Raw genomic sequence first — 19,226 nt, 5'->3', positions numbered from 1 at the left:
GTAATGGCAAGAATAGTAGACGTAAAAGCAAGAGAAGTATTGGATTCACGCGGTAACCCGACTGTTGAAGCGGAAGTCTATCTGGCGTCCGGCATTGTCGGTAGCGCAATGGTACCGTCAGGCGCTTCCACTGGCGAACGCGAAGCGATCGAATTGCGCGATGGCGACAAAGCCCGTTATTTGGGTAAAGGTGTGCTGAAAGCCGTCAACTACGTCAACACCGAGCTGCGCGAAGCGGTGGTCGGCCTGGATGCCTCTAATCAGGCTGCTCTGGACGAAAAAATGATCGCGCTGGACGGCACCTCTAGCAAAAGCCGTTTGGGTGCCAACGCCATCCTGGGCGTCTCGCTGGCCGCCGCTCGCGCTGCTGCCGAAGAAGCCGGCCTGCCTGTGTATCGTTTCCTGAATACCAGTGGCGAATTCATCTTGCCGGTGCCGATGATGAACATCATTAACGGCGGTTCGCATGCCGACAACAGCGTTGATCTGCAAGAGTTCATGATTCTGCCAGTCGGCGCGCCAACTTTCCGCGAAGCAATCCGTTACGGCGCCGAAGTGTTCCATAACCTGGCGAAAGTGTTGAAATCCAAAGGCCTGGCGACCACCGTCGGCGACGAAGGCGGCTTCGCGCCTAACCTGCGTTCCAACGAAGAAGCCATCGAAGTCATCCTGGAAGCCATCGAAAAAGCCGGTTACAAAGCCGGCCAAGACATCTACCTGGGTATGGATGCCGCTGCTTCCGAATATTTCGACGACGGCAAATATGTATTGTCCGCCGAAAACCGCAGCTTTAATTCTGTGGAAATGGTCGACTTTCTGGCGGCCTGGGTTGACAAATATCCGATCATCTCGATCGAAGACGGTCTGGACGAAAACGACTGGGACGGCTGGAAATATCAAACTGAAAAATTGGGCAACCGCATCCAGTTGGTCGGCGACGATTTGTTCGTGACCAACCCGGCGATTCTGAAAGAAGGTATCGAGAAAGGCATCGCCAATTCCATCCTGATCAAAGTCAACCAAATCGGCACTCTGACCGAAACTTTGGAAGCAATCAGCATGGCCAGAGCGGCGGGTTACAGCGCGGTGGTTTCACACCGTTCAGGCGAAACCGAAGATACTACCATCGCTGATCTCGTCGTTGCTACCGGCACCGGCCAGATCAAGACCGGTTCATTGAGCCGTTCCGACCGTGTCGCTAAATACAACCGTCTGATGAAAATCGAAGACGAGTTGGGCGCAAAAGCCAGATACGCCGGCCGTAGCGCGTTTAAAATGCTGTCTAAATAATGTAGGTTGGGTTAGGCTCTGAGCGTAGTCGAAGGGCGTAACCCAAAATGTTGGCCTTATTGTTGGGCTATGCTTTCCTGAGCATAGCCCACCTACATGATCGAGATACCCGCCATTAAAACGTTGATCGCCGTCATCATTCTATTGATTGTCCACTTCCAGTACCGGTTTTGGCTGGGCGATGCCAGCGTCTCGCAAATTAGCGATTATCGGGAACGCCTGGATACGCTGACCAAGGAAGCCCAGGAAAAAAAGGAACGCAACGATTCCTTGTATGCAGAGGTGCTCGATCTGCGCCGCGGCCTGGAAACCATCGAGGAACGTGCCCGCTACGAGCTGGGCATGATCAAGGAAAGCGAAACCTTCTTTCAAGTGCTGGAATAGCATGAACCCAATTCTCAAATGCTGGGCCGTGGTGCCCGCAGCCGGCGTCGGCAAACGCATGCAAGCCGACCGCCCCAAACAGTATCTGCCGCTGGCCGACAAGACCGTCATCGAACACACTTTGCTTCGCTTGCTGGAATCCGGCGCTTTTCAGGCAGTTGCGGTGGCGATTTCCATCGAAGATCCGTACTGGCCAGAGCTGGAAGTTTCCAAGCATCCTAACGTGATTACCGCCCCCGGCGGCAAGGAACGTGCCGATTCCGTGTTGTCGGCGCTGAAATCCTTGCAAGGCCTGGCCGACGAAGACGACTGGGTGCTGGTGCACGACGCGGCACGCCCTTGCCTGACCTCGGCCGACATCCATCTCCAGATCGAAACATTGAAGAACGATCCGGTCGGCGGCATCCTGGCGCTGTCCTCGCACGACACGCTGAAACACGTCGACGGCGACACCATCACCGCTACCGTCGACCGCAAACACATCTGGCGGGCGCTGACGCCGCAGATGTTTAAATACGGCATGCTACGCGATGCGCTGCAACAAACCGAAGGCAATCCTGCGATCACCGACGAAGCCAGCGCGCTGGAACTGTTGGGCTACAAGCCTAAGATCGTCGAAGGTCGCCCCGACAACATCAAAATCACCCGGCCCGAAGATCTGGCGCTGGCGCAATTCTATATGGAGCAACAAGCATGATCCGAGTCGGTCAAGGCTACGACGTTCACCGTTTCAACGACGGCGACCACATCATTCTGGGCGGCGTCAAAATCCCTTATGAAAAAGGCCTGGAAGCCCATTCCGACGGCGACGTGGTCTTGCATGCCCTGGCGGACGCCATTCTCGGTGCGGCGGCTTTGGGTGACATCGGCAAACATTTCCCGGATACCGACCCCGAATTCAAAGGCGCCGATAGCCGCGTGTTGTTGCGTCATGTTTATAAAATCGTCCAGGAGAGCGGCTATACGCTGATCAACGCCGACGTAACGATCATCGCTCAGGCGCCAAAAATGCTGCCGCATGTACCTGCCATGCGCGCCAATATCGCTGCCGATCTTAAGGTCGATGTCGATTTCATCAACGTCAAAGCCACCACCACTGAAAAACTCGGCTTCGAAGGCCGCAAGGAAGGCATCGCCGTGCAGGCGGTGGTGTTGATCGAAAAGTGAGCAACTTTGCATTACCCGAATGGCCTTGTGCCTACGGCGGACCGTCCGGTACCGGCGACATCAAAACCGAAGCCGACGACTTCATCGTCGAGGAAATTTTGTCGTTCGAGCCGGAAGGTAGCGGCGAGCATGTCTTTCTGTATATCGAAAAAGTCGGCGAAAATACCGAATATGTCGCTCGCCTGCTGGCTCGGTATGCCGGCGTCCGCCAGCGCGATGTCAGCTATGCCGGCCTGAAAGACCGTCACGGCCGCACCCGGCAATGGTTCAGCGTTTGGTTGCCGGGTAAGGAAGATCCTGACTGGTCCGGTGTCGAAACCGACCAGTTGAAGATTCTAAAAGCGGTTCGCCACGCCCGTAAACTGAAGCGTGGTGTATTGGCTGGCAATCGATTCACGCTGTTGATTCGTAATTGGTCTGGCGACAGGGAACTCGCCGAAAAGCAGCTGGAACAGATCAAAGCCCATGGTTTTCCGAATTATTTCGGACCGCAACGTTTCGGGCGGAACGGGCAGAATATCGTTCGCGCGCAGGCGATGTTTGCCGGCGCTAAAGTCAAACGCGAACATCGTTCCTTGTATTTGTCGGCGGCGCGCTCTTATTTATTCAATCAGATATTGGCGCGGCGGGTCGAGTTAGCTAATTGGAATCGCGCGCTGGAAGGCGATGTGTTCAAGCTGGACGGCAGCAACAGCTGTTTTACCGGCGACGCCCACGACACTACGTTGGCCGAACGCGTCGAGCAAGGCGATATTCATCCAACGGCGGTGATGTGGGGGCGCGGCGGCAGTTTGACTAGCGCGGAGGCGGGGGCGATAGAGATTGCCGTGATAGCGGCGAATCCGGCGTTGGCCGACGGTCTGATCGCATTTGAACTGGAAGCGGACCGTAGAGCCTTGCGGGTATTGCCGGAAGCCTTGGGCTGGCAGTGGCGGCCGGTGCAATTACAGCTAAGTTTTACCTTGCCGGCCGGTAGCTATGCGACGGCGTTGTTGCGGGAAATCATCGGCGACGCAGCGGACACGGCGATTTAAGCATTTTTTGAATTAGTTTTGATAAAAAAGCTTTTTGGGTTGTAATCGTCTAAATTTATAATTCTTACACGGACGGTAGCGCGTGATCGCGTTATAAAAATAATAACTTTTACGCTCATCCTACATGTTTGATAGCGTCGCCGGGCCGGGCCGGGCCGGGTCCGACGTTTGACGGTCCTGTGTTGCGGGCATCGCGGTCGGTTCTGTAATTTATTGGATATCCCGCAAACTGCGAAGGCCTTGGTCGCGGGTCTGCTTTAGCCAACAACAAGTTGACGTCGGCAGTGTTCGTTCGCGCGGCCGATATGGGTTTTCTTCGTCCTGGACAGAAAGCTGTGGTAAAACTTAGTTTCTATTTATGGTGGACCGGATGTTTCGCTGGGACATATTAGTGCCGACAGCGTTCCCGGTTAGAAAAAGACGAAGATAATTACTATTTGATTCGATTATGTACCGCAAAAAATCATCTGGAAAAAACGGCGGACGAACGACTCGAAATTATTGCCGGGATGGCAGCTGAGGTCGATATTTTAAACGGCAAGAAAACGGTACTCGATTATTTGCTAAAGCCGATATTGAAAGCCATAAATCGGGCATTAAGAGAACGATAACCCCAACGACATTTATATTATTCGTGGCTAACATACTGATTTATTCTAATAATCCTCAGCTGACCGCGCAATGGACCCACGCGCTGATCTCGGAATATAACGTTAGTATGCTGCACAGTATCCGTAGCGAATATACAGCCGATGCGGTGCTTTTCGATGCCAAAAAATTGGACGACGACGCCAGTTTGTTATCGGTTTTTGCTAATAAAAATACCCGTTTTCTGGTTATGGGTACGGATTGGCCGGAAGATAAGCAGATCGATGTGTTGATTAACGGTGCCGCCGGTTATTGCGAACAAGCCGATGCGCCGGAACTGTTGGCGCGGGCGATCGCCTGTATTCTTGCTGGTGACATTTGGATTCGTCGCGCTTTGGTACCCAAGGTAATCGGGGTGTTGACCAGCAACTGGCGAGCGCAACTGACGCCTAAAACCGCCGATACTGAACAAAAATTGAAAATGCTTGCCAGTTTATCGGTTCGCGAAGTGGAAGTGGCCAATATGATACGCCAGGGCGAGAGTAATAAACGCATCGCTTGTGCCATGAATATATCGGAACGAACGGTGAAAGCTCATTTATCTTCGATTTTTAGGAAGTTGAACGTCGATGACAGGCTACGGTTAGCCATATTGCTAAAAGAAATCGATCAATATCAAAGAGGAATGGCCTGAAGTTCAACAGGAGATTGATAGTAGATAGCAATGCAATTGGTCTGTGTATCCATGACCAAGCCAAGGATATTCGCGGTAATATCCACCGACAAGTCCTTGAAAGCATGCGTTTATCGTGGGTTCCCCATCAAACGGTCAGAAGCCAGTTGAACAGACATTTGGGTAGGACTTTACCGCAAGAAATTCAGCTGCTTAGTTCCGCTGTTTAAGTAGAGTCTGCTCAGTAAATCAGCTGTGGCAATGACGAGCAAATCGGGTCGGCCAAGTTAGAATGGGTGCGCAGATTCCAAATCTTTTGTTTCCAGGCGCGCACGATCATTTGCAGTAACCCGACCAGGCGGCATTGACCGAGGGCAAAAAAGATCCCTTGCAGGACCAGCAGGTTCATCACCAAGAAGATGGTGTTGATCCAGGCGAACGAGGTGTTGGCGCGCTTGGCGCGGATGTAGTTGAGTCGGTAACCGCTTTTACCTTGGCCGAATTTGCCTTCGATGGGGATGCGCTGCAGGTATTCCTGCCGGCGCTGTTCTTTGTCGTGTTTGAGTTGCTCCCGGTTGGCCTCGGTTTCGCGTTTGGGGCGGCCGAGCGGTTTGCCGGCAAAGCGGATACCGTGTTGCTTCAGGTAGTCGCGGTTGGCGCGCGTGCCGTAGATCGGATCGGCGAGCACCCGTTCCGGATAGTGGCCGTAGCGCGCCAAGTACGCTTCGACTTGCGAGACCAGATCCAGTCCTTCGTGAAAGGCATCCCATCGCAGGTGATCGACATGAGCTAGGCCTTCGCCGCTCAGGCTGACGCTGAGTTTGGCGCCGAATTCGACCGGCTTGTCCAACTTGCCGCGCACCATCGGCCGCACATAGGGTTGACTGATACTGACGATGCGGCGGTCGCAGCGGCGGGTCTGGTTTCGATACATGTCCCATTGTTGCTGGTACAGATGCTGAATCACCCAGTAGCGATGCAGCAGCCAACCCGGCAACGGCAGCGGCGAACCCTGAGGGATGGGCGCCAAGAGTTGTTCGATGTGGCTCAGGTTGCGGCGCAGATATTGCCACTGTTGCTTGATGCCTCGGCGTAGCACTTTCCGGCCGGGGCGCTTTTGTTTGGCGACGGCCAGATACGCACTGCGGGCTTTGTGGCGATAAGTCCTGGGTTTGTCCGTGACCTTCAGGCGCTTGCACAGGGTGTCGATGATCCGTTCCGTTAATTCCCGCGCTTCGTTCAACAGGCTCAAATCGGTGGGAAAGCGGATGGCTTGTTCGACCACGGTGGCATCCAGAATCAATTGGCCGCGCGGGGCGGCCGGTGCTTCCGGCTCCGGTGCCGATGGGACACCGTCTTTATCGGCAAAATCCAAGGCCGCTTCGGCCGCCTCGGGCTGAACCTCAGCTTCAGGCGCGGTCACGCTAGCCGCGGCCTTCGGCTCAGACGCAGCGGGCGTTGCCGCGGCCGGCGGCGTTTCCAGTTTGGTCGGGGTCGGCTTTTGCCCCTCGTGCGCCTCGATGATGGCGCGGTGAAAGCCTTCGAACACGGCTTCGCCCATGCGCTTGCGCACTTCGACCAATAACGACGGCGCAAACGGCGCCGCCGCTTGGTAGCCGGGCAAGCCGACGAAGTATTGCAGGTACGGGTTTTCCTGGATTTGCTGGACGGTTTCCACGTCTGACAAACACAGTTTGTGCTTGATGATCACCGCGCCGATTACGCGCCGCGCGTCTTTCAGCGGCCGGCCCCGGTCCGCCCTCATCCCTTGGTAATAGCATTCCGCCAGTTCGTCCCACGGGATGCACTCACTCAGTTTTACCCAGCGATTGTGTTTATCCAGGGCTGTCTCGAACGGCCAGTCGAATTCAGCTATCGTCAGTTGTTTTGAGCTCGTGGTTCGAATCATGGCTGCACGGTTTTTGAGGCTAATGGCATGTTTTTCGTGCAGCAATTATACCAAAATCCCTCAATAACTAAGCTTAATCAATGGGTTATATTTTCTGAGCAGACTCTAAGTAGCTTTCATTAGAAAGCTGTAAGCTTACCAAGCTTGTTCCCCAAGAGTTTCAGTTGGGGAAACGCCCGGTTCTCTCTGGAATGCTGTTGGTGTGAGCAGGGTGGCTTATAGCGTTGTTTTGGTAAGCCCTACTGATCAGGATTGTTTGGCAATGTGCAATACCGCTTCCGACACGATGTCCATCAATTCAGTGCCACCTTGCTGGACATACTCGACGATAGCTTTACGCATGCGGGGTTCCCAAGAGTTTCTGATGTGCTGCTCGACGCCTTGGATGGCAAGTTCTCTATCGGGTTCGGATTTGAAGAAGGCGCCAATATTATTGGCCATTTTAATGAGATTGTGGATATCCATGATTTATGCGGCTGATTCTTGATAATGTTGTAAACGATGAGGGTTGGTATAGATTACGTGATTCTCGTGACGGGCGAAACCGATCAAGGTTAATCCGCACTCTTCCGCCAGTTGAATGGCTAAGGCCGTGGGGGCGGATATCGCTGCCAGCAAGGTGATACCGACACTGGCTGCTTTTTGCACCATTTCGTAACTGGCGCGGCTGGTGACCAGCAGCCAGCCGTTTTCAAAATCGCAGTTGGCCTTGGCCAGCGAACCGATCAGTTTATCCAGCGCATTATGACGGCCCACGTCTTCTCGAACCGCGACAACGCCGCGCTCGGGATGCAGCCAAGCCGCGGCATGCACCGCGCCGGTCAGTAAATTAAGGGATTGTTTTTGCGCCATATCGGCGAAGCCGCTGCTCAATAATCCCGCATTCAACGCTAAGCCTTGCCCGACCTGATGCGGATGTCGGATGGCTTGCTCCAAAGTGCTGGCGCCGCATAATCCGCAACCGGTCCGGCCGGTCATGTTCTTGCCTTTGCCGTGCAGTTTTTCAAAACGGCCCTCCGGAATCGTCATCCGCACTTCAACGCCCTTGGAACGCTGCACGACACGTACCGATTGCAATTCCGAGGCATGGCCGATGATTTCCTCGGTCAGGCTAAAGCCCAGCGCGAAATCTTCCAAATTCAACGGCGTAGTCAACATCACCACATGTGGGATAGTGTTGTAGACCAGCACCACCGGCACTTCCTCGGCGACGTAATCTTGCTTGCTGGTATGAACCGATCCGCGCCAGCTATCGAAAGTACCGGTTCGATAGCTGGTCCAGCCCAATTCGCTTGAAACTGCATCCATAAGCCGGGCTGTTGATTATTCGCTGACCGCGATGCGATTTTCCAACAGGGACAATTGATTGTCGGAAAAGTCCTGGTATTGCTGCTGCCATTCCGACGGTTGCGCAACTTTGGCGACATGCACGGCTGTGACTTTATATTCCGGACAGTTGGTGGCCCAGTCTGAGTTGTCGGTCGTGATGACGTTGGCGCCGGAATGCGGGAAGTGGAAGGTGGTATAAACCACGCCCGGCTGCATACGGTCGGTGATCTTGGCTCTCAATACCGTTTCGCCGGCACGGCTTTTCACGCCACACCAGTCGCCATCGCTAATGCCTAATACTTCGGCATCGTGCGGATGCAATTCCAGACGGTCTTCTTCGTGCCAGGCGACGTTTTCGGTACGGCGAGTTTGGGCGCCGACATTGTATTGGGACAAAATTCGGCCTGTGGTCAGGATCAACGGATATTTGCTGCTGGTGCGTTCTTCGGTAGCTACATATTCGGTCAACATGAAACGACCTTTGCCGCGCACGAAGTGATCGGCATGCATGATAGGGGTGCCGTCCGGTGTCTCGTCATTGCAAGGCCATTGGATACTGCCCATCTCTTCGATTTTGGCGTAACTGACGCCGGCAAATTGCGGGGTCAGCCTGGCGATTTCATCCATGATTTCCGACGGATGGTTGTAATTCATCGGATAACCCAAGGCGTTTGCCAAGTCCTGAGTGACTTCCCAGTCTTCCTTGCCGGCCAGTGGCGTCATGACTTTGCGTACCGGTGAAATTCGGCGTTCGGCATTGGTGAAGGTGCCATTTTTCTCCAGGAATGAGGAGCCGGGCAAAAATACATGAGCAAACTTGGCGGTTTCATTCAAGAAAATGTCCTGAACCACCAAGCATTCCAATTCGCGCAAGGCATGGTGCACATGCTGAATGTCAGGGTCGGATTGGGCAATGTCCTCACCTTGCACGTACAAGCCTTTGAAGCTGCCGTCGATGGCGGCGGCAAACATGTTGGGGATGCGCAGGCCGGGTTCGGATGCTAGCTTAACGCCCCAAGCCGCCTCAAATTGCGTGCGGGTTGCCGCGTCGGACACATGGCGGTAGCCGACGAACTCATGCGGGAAGGAGCCCATGTCGCATGAGCCTTGTACGTTGTTCTGGCCGCGTAGCGGATTGACGCCGACGCCGTCTCGGCCGATATTGCCGGTTGCCATTGCCAGGTTAGCGATGCCGATGACGGTCGTCGAACCCTGGCTATGTTCGGTAACGCCCAAGCCGTAGTAAATCGCGCCATTGCCGCCGGTTGCGTACAAACGCGCCGCGGCGCGCATGTCTTCGGCGGGTACGCCGGTCAATTCGGCAACTGCTTCGGGCGCGTGTTGAGGTAGTGCAACAAAGGTTTTCCATTTATTGAACGACTCGACATCGCAACGTTCGAGCGCAAATTTTTCGTCTGCCAAGCCTTCGGTGACGATGACGTGGGCCAGGGCGGTAACGACGGCAACATTGGTGCCGGGACGTAGTTTCAGATGATAATCGGCTTTGACGTGCGGACTGTTGCGTACCAAGTCGATACTGCGCGGGTCAACGACGATCAGCTTGGCACCTTGGCGCAAGCGGCGTTTCATCATCGAACCGAACACCGGGTGGCCGTCGGTTGGGTTGGCGCCGATCACCATAATCACATCGGCTTTCTGCACCGAGTCGAAGGTTTGTGTGCCGGACGATTCGCCAAAGGTGACTTTCAGTCCATAGCCGGTTGGCGAATGGCAGACGCGGGCGCAAGTATCGACATTGTTGTTGCCGAAGCCGGCGCGGATCAGTTTTTGCACCAGGTAGGTTTCTTCGTTAGTGCAGCGCGAAGAGGTGATGCCGCCGATCGAGTCTTTGCCGTATTTGGCTTGAATGCCTTTCAATTTGTTGGCGGCAAAACCGATCGCTTCTTCCCAGCTGACTTCGCGCCAAGGGTCGGAAATTTTCTCGCGGACCATCGGTGTGGTGATGCGGTCCTTGTGTGTCGCATAACCAAATGCAAAACGGCCTTTGATGCAGGAGTGGCCATGATTGGCCTGGCCGTTTTTATCCGGCACCATACGTACCAGTTGTTCGCCCTTCATTTCGGCTTTGAAGGAACAACCGACCCCGCAATAAGCGCAGGTGGTAATAGTGCTGTGCTCGGGTACGCCATTGTCGATCACCGATTTTTCCATCAGTGTCGCGGTGGGGCAAGCCTGTACGCAGGCGCCGCAGGATACGCATTCCGATTCCATGAACGGTTGGTTTTGTCCCGGAGAGACTTTAGAATCGAATCCGCGGCCGTCGATGGTCAGTGCGAAGGTGCCTTGCACTTCTTCGCAGGCGCGTACGCAACGCGAACAGACGATACATTTCGACGGGTCGAAGCTGAAATAGGGATTGCTGACGTCTTTTTCGGAATTAAGATGGTTTTCGCCGTCGAAGCCGTAACGCACTTCGCGCAAGCCGACTTGACCGACGGTGTCCTGCAATTCGCAGTCGCCGTTGGCGGCGCAGGTTAAGCAGTCTAAGGGATGATCGGAGATATACAGTTCGGCGATGCCGCGCCGGATGCTAGCCAATTTGTCGTTCTGGGTACAGACCTTCATGCCGTCCGCGACCGGCGTCGTGCACGAGGCCGGATAGCCGCGCGCGCCTTCGATTTGCACCAGGCACATTCGGCAAGAGCCGAAAGGATCGAGGCTATCGGTAGCGCAGAGTTTAGGAATGTTGATCCCTGCTTCGGCGGCAGCGCGCATCACGGAACTGCCGGCATTGACAGTGACCTCGTGGCCGTCGATTTCCAGAGTGACTTGATTTGCGGACGAACTCGCTGGAGTTCCGTAATCTATTTCGTTATTGGCAGACATATTAATCTCCTGGTAATCGATCAGGCTTTGGCGGCTTCGAGGCCAAAGTCTTCAGGGAAATGATTCAGCGCGCTCAACACCGGAAAAGGTGTCATGCCGCCCATCGCACACAAAGATCCGTAGGTCATGGTGTCACACAAATCGCGCAACAACACGGTATTTTTATCCTTTTGCACGCCGTCGACGATGCGGTCAATTACTTCAACGCCGCGCGTCGATCCGATCCGGCAAGGTGTGCATTTGCCGCAGGATTCTTCCACGCAAAATTCCATCGCATAACGGGCCATGTCGGCCATATTGACGGTTTCGTCATGCACGACGATGCCGCCGTGGCCCAATACCGCCGATATAGCCGCGAAGGCTTCGTAATCGAGCGGGGTATCGAACTGGCCTTCGTGTAGATAAGCGCCCAAGGGACCGCCGACCTGCACGGCGCGTATCGGTCTGCCACTGGCAGTGCCGCCACCGTAATCGTAAAGCAATTCGCGTAAGGTCATGCCGAAAGCCGCTTCAAACAATCCCGGATGTTTAATGTTGCCGGCCAGTTGCAAGGGCAGGGTGCCGCGCGAACGGCCCATCCCGTAGTTTTTATAATATTCGCCGCCTTTGTCCAGAATCACCGGAATTGAGGCCAGTGAAATGACATTGTTGACGATGGTGGGCTTGCCGAACAGACCGACGATAGCGGGAAGCGGCGGCTTGAAGCGCACTAAACCGCGTTTACCTTCCAGACTTTCCAGAAGTGAGGTTTCTTCGCCGCAAATGTAAGCGCCGGCGCCACTGCGCACTTCCAGGTGGAAGGTCTTGCCGCTGCCTTGAATGTCTTCGCCCAAATAACCATTTTTGTAGGCCGCTTCAATGGCTTGATTCAATGCTACCTTGGCATGCGGATATTCGACGCGCAGATAGATGTAACCTTGAGTCGCACCGACCGCCAGACCGGCGATGGTCATGCCTTCGATCAAAACGAAGGGGTCGCCTTCCATGATCATCCGGTCAGAGAACGTGCCGGAGTCGCCTTCGTCGGCGTTGCAGACGATGTATTTTTGTTCGGCCGGTGCATTCAACACGGTGTTCCATTTGATGCCGGTTGGGAATGCCGCGCCGCCGCGACCGCGCAGGCCCGAGTCGGTAACGTGCTTGACGATTTCAGCGGGTTGTAAGCCTAAGGCATTTTTCAGGCCGCGATAGCCGTCGTGAGCCAGATAGTCATCAATGTTGACTGGGTCGGTCAGGCCGACACGAGCAAAGGTTAAGCGGTTCTGGTTTTTGAAATACGGTAAATCTTCGATGTTACCCAAATAGAGCGGGTGTTGCTTGCCTTCCAGCAGGCCGGCGTCGAGTAAAGACGCAACATCTTCTACTTGAACCGGGCCATAAGCTACTCGACCTTGACTGGTTTCAACTTCGATGAGTGGTTCTAGCCAGAATAGTCCGCGTGAGCCGTTACGGACAATTTCGACATTTTTGTCTATGTCGGCGGTTTGCTGCTTGAGTGCTTTGCTTACTTGCTCCGCGCCGAGAGAAAGCGCGGTGGAGTCGCGGGAAATAAATACGCGGGTCATTATTCGGTACCTTTAAATGAGGCTAGCAGTCGATCGAATTTTTCCGGAGTGACGCGGCCAAACACCTCGTCGTCTACAGTAATCGATGGTGAGCAAGCGCAGTTTCCCAGGCAATAAACAGGTTCCAGTGAAAAGGAGCCGTCGGCCGTGGTTTCATGAAAGTCGATGCCAAGCTTATTTTTTGCATGATTTTCTAAAGACTTTCCGTTCATGGCCTGGCACGATTCGGCCCGACAAATTCTGACGGTATGTTTGCCGGGTGGAGTGTCCCGAAAATAATGATAGAAACTAATAACCCCATGTACTTCTGCGTGGGAAAGATTGAGCGATTTGGCAATGTCCGCGACAGCTGCGGGCGGGATGTAGCCCAGTGTATCCTGAATGCCATGCAAAATTGGCAACAGGTTACCCGGCATCGCTTGATGAGTGTTCAGTATCTCCAACACTATGGGTTTTTGGGTTTGATAGTCTTGCATCATCGGCTCTGTGATAAATAACGGAAAGGTTATCGACGTATTTAATCATGAACAAACCCGGGTTTGCAATTCGGGTTCATGCCTCAATCCCGCGTATTTCCTCAGCAAAACTGAGAAATTACGTTATTCGACTATCTGTGCATTGGGAAGTTCGAGCCTGCAAAAAAAGCGAAGTGGGACACTTTACTTTTAAATGATAATTGTTATCATTAATCCGAACTTGGATTTTGAGAGGGCATTATGTACGTTTGTGTGTGTAAAGCGATCACCGATAAGCAGGTAACTCAAGCAATCAATCAGGGTGTGTGTAGTCGTAGGCAGTTGATGCAATGCACGGGGGCGGGCGGCGTGTGCGGAAAATGCACGGCCAGCATCAAAGCCATGCTGGACGAGAATCTGCAAAATCAGCCGATGCGAGCGCAGGCGGCTTAATTGCGGTATGTTGTGCGGCCGAATCAGATTCGGTCGCCAATGATGCGCGGGTTTAAATACAAGACAGGGCGGATATACCGCCCTGTTTTTTAGGAAGGATTACTTCGCTGTGCTTGCCGGTTCGGCGGGTTTGGCTTCGGTGGTTGGTGCTGCGGCGGCTGGTTCAGCAGGTGCCTGTTCAGCAGCAGGCGCTGGCGCGGCCGGTTCTGCCGGAGCGGCTGGTTGGGCTTCTTCCGCTTTTGGCGGTGTGGGCGGCAACAGCACTTCGACTTTAGCGTTTTTACGCAGATTTTCGATCATGGCCTGTGCTTTCTGACGCTGCAGCATCGGCCGAATTTGTTCCTTCACCGCGTCGAACGGCGGTGGGGTCAATGCTCTGGATTCTTCACGCAAAATCACGTGCCAGCCGAACTGAGTTTGCACCGGTTGTTTGCTGAATTTGCCGTTTTCCAGCGCAACAACCGCTTCGGAGAAAGGCGGGACCATGCGGTCGGCGGTAAACCAACCTAAATCGCCGCCTTCCGAGCCCATCGGGTCGATGGAATGTTTCTTAGCCAGCGCAGTAAAGTCGCCGCCTTTTTCCAGTTCCGCGATCAGTTTTTTCGCTTCGTCTTCGGTTTTTACCAAGATATGACGGGCTTTGTATTCGCTGCCCATATTAGCCATTTTAGAGTCGTATTCCGCTTTGATTTCTTCGTCGGTGACCGGGTTGGTTTTCAGATAATCTTGCAGAGCGGCTTGCGATAACAAGGAATTTCTAACGGTAGCCATACGCTCGATGACTTCCGGGGCTTTATCCAATTGCTTTTGTACGGCTTGTTGAATCAACAATTCGCGTTGAATCAGCTCTTCCAATAATTGCTCTTTAGGAAACGTCTGGCCCTGGCTGCGTTCGGCAATTTCTTTTTCCAGGGTTTCCAGAGTTTTTTTGCTGATATAAGTACCGTTAACCGAGGCAACCGCGTCCTCTTTAGTGACAACCGGTGCCGCTGGGGCAGCAGTGTCTTTAGCTTTTTCTTCGAAGCAGCCTGGTAACAGGGCGGTGCTGGCCAGTATCAGGGGGATAAGTTTCAATTTCATATCAAGAATTTCCTTTAGCTGTTTTCAGAGGGGGTTAAAGCGTTAATGCCGAGGGCATGGATTTCATCCTTCATCATGTCGCCCAGAGCTTGGTAAACCAGCTGATGCCTTTGCACCAGCGATTTGCCTTCAAATTGAGCGGATACGAGAGTGACATGGTAATGGCCGCCGCCCTTATTGCCGGCATGTCCGGCGTGAGCGGCGCTATGATCGATGATTTCGATTAATTCTGGCTTAAAAGCTTCTTCCAGCTTCTGTCTGATATGGTCGGCTGTCATTGGGGAAATACTTGTTTAAAAGGTTTAACAATAACGCTGGCATAAACGCCGGCGGCGAGATACGGGTCGGCGTTTGCCCAGTTTTGTGCATCCTGCAAGTCGGTAAACTCGGCAACGATCAGGCTGCCGGTAAAACCGGCATCGCCGGGGTTGTCGCTGTCGATAGCCGGATGTGGGCCGGCCAATACCAAACGGCCCTGGTTTTGCAGATATTCCAAGCGTTGCAGATGCTGCGGACGGACAGCTTGTCGTTTACTCAAGCTATCGGCGACATCTTCCGCAATAATGGCATACAGCATTATTCTTTCGCCTCCGGCGCCGGCACGTATTTATATAAGAAGATCATCTGCACGGCAATGAAGATGATCATCAAACCAGGGACGCCGAAGGTTTTGAAACTGACCCAATCGTCGGTGCTGTAGTTCGACATCACGTATAGATTAAGAAAGCCGATCCCGATAAAAAACAAAGACCAACTTAAATTCAGACGCTTCCATATCCGGTCCGGCAACTCCAGATTCGCGCCCATCATCCGTTCGATAAAGGTTTTCTTGCCGATAAACTGACTGACCAAAAAGGCGCCGCCGAATAACCATTCTATGATGGTTAATTTCCATTTAATGAATTGCTCGTCCTGTAAATATAGCGTGGCGCCGCCCATCACCAGAATCAAGCCTAGAGTGATCCACTGCATGGTCTCGACTTTGCGGTATACCAGCCAGTAGGTAATCACCTGGACGATAGTTGCCGCGATCACCACGCCGGTGGCGATGTAAATGTCGTACAGTTTAAAGGCGACAAAGAACAGAACGATAGGGAAAAACTCTAAAAGCGGTTTCATGATTGACGGTTAAAAATGGGCGGGATGGTTAGGCGTAAAAATCGATACCGGAAATAATTTCGGCGACTCGAAGCTGTGCGGGTTGATTGCGGTTTTCTGTATAAGCGTTCAATGCTTTCAAGGTGCGCGAATTGGTTGGCTGGTCGTTATTATTGACTGTCAAACCGTTCTCAGCCAAGGCTGCCTTGATTTGCGCGGTTGACGAGGGCTTCGGTAAGTCCAGATTGTGCTGGTTTCCACCGATGGCGTTGCTATCAGGGCTTGGCTTTTGTTCACGATTATTTTCCAGTCGTCCAGCTTGGGGCTGGGTATAACCGACCGGATAGAAAGCGAGAGATGAACTGTGTATGGTGTTCACGGAGCGACGTTAAAAGCCTGAGTAACGATACTTCATTGTAGAATCTTTGTTCGCAATTGTACATGAGCCGAGCGGCTTTGCTGCTAAAATGCCGGTTTTAAAGGAGGATTTCATGGTTCAAACCGATCATATCGAATTGGAAGCCGCAGCTTTCAGACAACTGCTAGCCCATTTGCAACAGCATACCGAAGTACAAAATATCGAACTGATGGTGCTCGCCGATTTTTGCCGGAATTGTCTAGCGAAATGGTATGCGGCCGCGGCAACCGAGCGCGGCGTTGAGATCGATTACGAGCAAGCGCGGGAAATTGTTTACGGTATGCCTTATAGTGAATGGAAGGCTAAATACCAACGCGAAGCCACCCCCGAACAACTGGCCGCTTACGACGCCAAACAAAAGTTAAAAGGACAGTCATGATGGCCAATAAGGCCTTCGATGCGATGTTCTCCGGCGTGATCGGCCAGGAATATCAAATGTTGAAGTTAATTTGCCCGCTGGCGACGGAAATGAGTCGCCTGGTTGGCGTCGAGGTGGGCACCTATTGCCAAGCACAACAGAGTCCGCAAACGGTGGTCGAACTTGGCGGCGGTACCGGCATCACCACCTTGTCGATTTTGTCGGCCGCCGATCACTTGAGCCTGCTCAGCGTCGATAACGAGCCCGCTATGCAGAATCAGGCTAAACAGAGTTTGCAGGACTGGGTAGCGGCGGGCCGCTTAAATTTTTCCGGCGACGATGCACTGAGCGCATTGCGGGCGCTGGCGAACGATAGCGTCGATATGGTGGCGTCGGCCTACACCATGCATAATTTTCAAAACGATTATCGCCGACAGGTCTATGCCGAAATATATCGGGTGTTAAAACCCGGCGGCAAATTCGTCAACGGCGATCGTTATGCCTTGGACGACATGTCCGCGCATACTCGCAGCACGCAGCGGGAAGTGGGCGGTTATTTTAAGGTATTGACCGAAATCAATCGGCTGGATTTGCTTGAACATTGGATTATCCACTTGTTCAATGACGAATCGGAAAACCATATCATGCGGGAAGCGACGGCTCTCGGACAACTGGCCGACGCCGGATTCCGGCAAATCGAGTTAAAACAACGCATGGAGGTCAATGCGTTGGTGACGGCGGTTAAATGACGCTTGGCGGCGCTTCGCAAATCAGGATTCGCCGAATAATCTGCGGCTTAAGTGAGAAAAGACATGGCTGAATCGACAGGTAGTAAAAAGACTGGCGCTAAAAACAAAAAAACCTTGGATGCGTTCGCTGACGATTTGGATGCGATGCTCAATATTGACGATATATCCAGCAAGACGGTCGGCACGATAGACGACGATGAGGCAATCGATCGCCTATTGGTTGGCGACGAAACCGTCGAGCGAGACGAGCGGCAGGAATTCGAGGAGTTTGCCGACATCGACAGCTTGCTAGCCGGCGACGACCTGAGTGCTAAGCAAAATCTGGCCGATGATTTCGATGAATTTGGCGACGATTTCGACACAGACATCGCCATCCATCCCCGTCGCACCGGACAAACGGTTGACGACGAGTTTGCCGACATTGTTGGTGCCGAAAACCGCCAAGAGGACGTCGAACTGGCGGCGGCCGAGGTATTTGACGAGGTGGCGGCATTGGAGCGCGTCGGCGAGGTCGAGGATTTGGCCGACGAAGAGCCGATGTTAGTCGCCGGCTCGGCAGTAGCGCCCAGGGATGAGTTGGAGAACATGACGGAAATCGATGAGTTTTCCGATGACTCGGCGTTGGTGGGTACTCATGCCGATTTTCTAATGGCCGATTTCGATATTTCTGCGGACGACGACTTTGTATCGCCGGTCGTGCCGCCAATCGATGAATTTGCGCTGGCCGAGGAATTTCCAGCCGCTGGCGTTGAGCCTGTCGACGAACAGCCGTTGCCGACTGGGCCGGATTTATCGATGGAGCAGGAATTGTCTGCGGCCATCGAAGAGGAACCAGTCGAAGAGGTGGTAGCTGCGCCGGTGCGAGAAGCAAATCCGGAACCGTTGCGGACGCCGGAACCGGTCCAGCAAACGCCGCCCGCGCCGATACCGGTACCGGCGGTCGATTATAGCGGCGACATTGGCACGTTGAACCGGCAAATCGTCGAGCTTAAGAAACATCAGCAACAAATCCGGCACGACTTGACCGAGTTGGCCGGCAAAGACGAATTATCGAGTTGCCTGAATGGCCTGGAAAGTTTGCAGACCGAACAGAAAAAAAACAAGCGCGGCTTGGATGCGCTTGCCGCTAAAAAACCGGTGGCGGCTTATGTCGCCAACGGCGTGGCCGCCGCGGCCTTGTTGATCGGCACCGGCCTGGGCATTCAAGGCATGATCGCCAAGTCGCAGGTCGGCGACTTAGTGACTATCATCGGCAAGTTGCAAGAACAGATCAGTTCCGCGCCGGCCAGCGATGCCGCCGACAAGGAAATGCTGCGCAAGCAGATGGACGAATTGACGGTAAGCAGCGGGGTGATGTCCACCCAGATCGGTGAACTGAACAAGGCCATACAACCCGATGCCGGAGGTGGTAAACCTACCGGCGATCTGGGCAAACAATTAGCCGAACTTGGCAACCAAAATATGCAAATGGGCGCGGCGATAGAAGCCTTGCAAACCAAGATGAGCGTGCTGGAAAAAGGCCGGTCGGCGGCAGCGGCGCCGGTGGCGAAACCCGAAAAGAAAAAGCCGGAAGTGGTTCAGGAAAACTGGGCGGTGAACCTGATCGCCTTCAAACAGGACTGGTATGCCAAACGCAAAGCCGAAGAGTTTGCCGGCAAGGGTGTGCCGGCCAAAGTCAGCAAAACCGAAGCCAAGGGCGAAAGTTGGTATCGCTTGAGTGTCGATGGTTTTAAATCCCAGTACGAGGCCGCGTCTTACGCGGCGAAGGTCAAGAAAACCCTCAATCTGGATTCGGTATGGGTTACCCGTAATAAAGACTAGCGGATCGG

At 53.6% G+C, this 19,226-nt stretch carries 21 protein-coding genes; 10 read left to right on the top strand and 11 right to left on the bottom strand.

Annotated elements, in window-relative coordinates; genetic code table 11:
* Positions 1 to 3: 3 nt before the first annotated feature.
* The 6 genes from eno (at position 4) to QZJ86_RS16050 (ending at position 5,157) form a co-directional block, all read left to right on the top strand.
* A complete protein-coding gene (gene eno, locus QZJ86_RS16075; protein ID WP_301671487.1) occupies positions 4 to 1,290 on the top strand; it encodes a phosphopyruvate hydratase in 1,287 nt (428 codons plus the stop codon).
* A gap of 96 nt (positions 1,291 to 1,386) precedes the next feature.
* Positions 1,387 to 1,674: a septum formation initiator family protein gene (locus QZJ86_RS16070; protein ID WP_407081620.1), complete on the top strand. Its 288-nt coding sequence runs from the start codon at positions 1,387 to 1,389 to the stop codon at positions 1,672 to 1,674.
* 1 nt (position 1,675) lies between these two features.
* On the top strand, positions 1,676 to 2,371 hold the full coding sequence (ispD, locus tag QZJ86_RS16065) for a 2-C-methyl-D-erythritol 4-phosphate cytidylyltransferase (RefSeq protein ID WP_301671486.1): 696 nt from the start codon (positions 1,676 to 1,678) through the stop codon (positions 2,369 to 2,371).
* Complete coding sequence (ispF, locus tag QZJ86_RS16060) at positions 2,368 to 2,841, top strand: 2-C-methyl-D-erythritol 2,4-cyclodiphosphate synthase (RefSeq protein ID WP_301671485.1); 474 nt, start codon at positions 2,368 to 2,370, stop codon at positions 2,839 to 2,841. The genes ispD and ispF overlap by 4 nt, the downstream gene beginning before the upstream one ends.
* Positions 2,838 to 3,875, top strand: coding sequence for a tRNA pseudouridine(13) synthase TruD (truD, locus tag QZJ86_RS16055; protein ID WP_301671484.1), 1,038 nt, complete (start codon positions 2,838 to 2,840; stop codon positions 3,873 to 3,875). The genes ispF and truD overlap by 4 nt, the downstream gene beginning before the upstream one ends.
* Positions 3,876 to 4,509: 634 nt before the next feature.
* Positions 4,510 to 5,157: a response regulator transcription factor gene (locus tag QZJ86_RS16050; protein WP_301671482.1), complete on the top strand. Its 648-nt coding sequence runs from the start codon at positions 4,510 to 4,512 to the stop codon at positions 5,155 to 5,157.
* A gap of 220 nt (positions 5,158 to 5,377) precedes the next feature.
* Here QZJ86_RS16050 and QZJ86_RS16045 read toward each other — a convergent pair whose 3' ends face one another.
* The 6 genes from QZJ86_RS16045 to QZJ86_RS16020 form a co-directional block, all read right to left on the bottom strand.
* Positions 5,378 to 7,045, bottom strand: a complete 1,668-nt coding sequence (locus QZJ86_RS16045; RefSeq protein WP_301671481.1) for an IS5 family transposase — start codon at positions 7,043 to 7,045, stop codon at positions 5,378 to 5,380.
* A gap of 246 nt (positions 7,046 to 7,291) precedes the next feature.
* Entirely contained in the window at positions 7,292 to 7,510 is a 219-nt protein-coding gene (locus QZJ86_RS16040) for a formate dehydrogenase subunit delta (RefSeq protein WP_301671480.1), read from the bottom strand.
* Between the two features lie 3 nt (positions 7,511 to 7,513).
* On the bottom strand, positions 7,514 to 8,353 hold the full coding sequence (gene fdhD / locus QZJ86_RS16035; protein ID WP_301671479.1) for a formate dehydrogenase accessory sulfurtransferase FdhD: 840 nt from the start codon (positions 8,351 to 8,353) through the stop codon (positions 7,514 to 7,516).
* 15 nt (positions 8,354 to 8,368) lie between these two features.
* A complete protein-coding gene (gene fdhF, locus QZJ86_RS16030) occupies positions 8,369 to 11,221 on the bottom strand; it encodes a formate dehydrogenase subunit alpha (protein ID WP_301671478.1) in 2,853 nt (950 codons plus the stop codon).
* 20 nt (positions 11,222 to 11,241) lie between these two features.
* The gene (locus tag QZJ86_RS16025; RefSeq protein WP_301671477.1) at positions 11,242 to 12,786 is read right to left on the bottom strand and encodes a formate dehydrogenase beta subunit; all 1,545 of its coding nucleotides are present in this window, start codon (positions 12,784 to 12,786) and stop codon (positions 11,242 to 11,244) included.
* Complete coding sequence (locus QZJ86_RS16020) at positions 12,786 to 13,262, bottom strand: formate dehydrogenase subunit gamma (protein WP_301671476.1); 477 nt, start codon at positions 13,260 to 13,262, stop codon at positions 12,786 to 12,788. The genes QZJ86_RS16025 and QZJ86_RS16020 overlap by 1 nt, the downstream gene beginning before the upstream one ends.
* A gap of 240 nt (positions 13,263 to 13,502) precedes the next feature.
* On the opposite strand from QZJ86_RS16020, the gene QZJ86_RS16015 reads away from it, so the two are divergent.
* A complete protein-coding gene (locus tag QZJ86_RS16015) occupies positions 13,503 to 13,694 on the top strand; it encodes a (2Fe-2S)-binding protein (RefSeq protein ID WP_301671475.1) in 192 nt (63 codons plus the stop codon).
* Between the two features lie 99 nt (positions 13,695 to 13,793).
* Here the strand turns inward: QZJ86_RS16015 and QZJ86_RS16010 are convergent, their stop codons facing one another.
* The 5 genes from QZJ86_RS16010 to QZJ86_RS15990 are packed head-to-tail and all read right to left on the bottom strand — an operon-like array spanning position 13,794 to position 16,251.
* Positions 13,794 to 14,774: a peptidylprolyl isomerase gene (locus QZJ86_RS16010; RefSeq protein WP_301671473.1), complete on the bottom strand. Its 981-nt coding sequence runs from the start codon at positions 14,772 to 14,774 to the stop codon at positions 13,794 to 13,796.
* A 14-nt stretch (positions 14,775 to 14,788) separates the two neighbouring features.
* Entirely contained in the window at positions 14,789 to 15,052 is a 264-nt protein-coding gene (locus tag QZJ86_RS16005; RefSeq protein WP_301671472.1) for a BolA family protein, read from the bottom strand.
* Positions 15,049 to 15,351 carry a YciI family protein gene (locus QZJ86_RS16000; RefSeq protein WP_301671471.1) on the bottom strand — a complete coding sequence of 101 codons (303 nt, stop codon included), beginning with the start codon at positions 15,349 to 15,351 and terminating at the stop codon, positions 15,049 to 15,051. The genes QZJ86_RS16005 and QZJ86_RS16000 overlap by 4 nt, the downstream gene beginning before the upstream one ends.
* A complete protein-coding gene (locus tag QZJ86_RS15995; protein ID WP_301671470.1) occupies positions 15,351 to 15,893 on the bottom strand; it encodes a septation protein A in 543 nt (180 codons plus the stop codon). Before QZJ86_RS15995 ends, QZJ86_RS16000 begins: the two co-directional genes overlap by 1 nt.
* A gap of 28 nt (positions 15,894 to 15,921) precedes the next feature.
* A complete protein-coding gene (locus QZJ86_RS15990; protein WP_301671469.1) occupies positions 15,922 to 16,251 on the bottom strand; it encodes a hypothetical protein in 330 nt (109 codons plus the stop codon).
* Between the two features lie 112 nt (positions 16,252 to 16,363).
* Between QZJ86_RS15990 and QZJ86_RS15985 the strand changes: the two genes are divergently transcribed.
* From QZJ86_RS15985 to QZJ86_RS15975, 3 genes are all read left to right on the top strand, one after another.
* Positions 16,364 to 16,669, top strand: a complete 306-nt coding sequence (locus tag QZJ86_RS15985) for a DUF1244 domain-containing protein (protein ID WP_301671468.1) — start codon at positions 16,364 to 16,366, stop codon at positions 16,667 to 16,669.
* On the top strand, positions 16,666 to 17,397 hold the full coding sequence (locus tag QZJ86_RS15980) for a class I SAM-dependent methyltransferase (protein ID WP_301671467.1): 732 nt from the start codon (positions 16,666 to 16,668) through the stop codon (positions 17,395 to 17,397). The genes QZJ86_RS15985 and QZJ86_RS15980 overlap by 4 nt, the downstream gene beginning before the upstream one ends.
* A 63-nt stretch (positions 17,398 to 17,460) precedes the next feature.
* Positions 17,461 to 19,218 (top strand): SPOR domain-containing protein, encoded by a 1,758-nt coding sequence (locus QZJ86_RS15975; protein WP_301671466.1) that lies wholly within the window; start codon positions 17,461 to 17,463, stop codon positions 19,216 to 19,218.
* Positions 19,219 to 19,226: the final 8 nt, after the last annotated feature.

Source organism: Methylomonas montana, from assembly GCF_030490285.1.
GTDB classification, from domain to species: Bacteria; Pseudomonadota; Gammaproteobacteria; order Methylococcales; family Methylomonadaceae; genus Methylomonas; species Methylomonas montana.
Note: the sequence above shows the minus strand (reverse complement) of the source record. Positions and strands in the feature narration are given on the sequence as shown.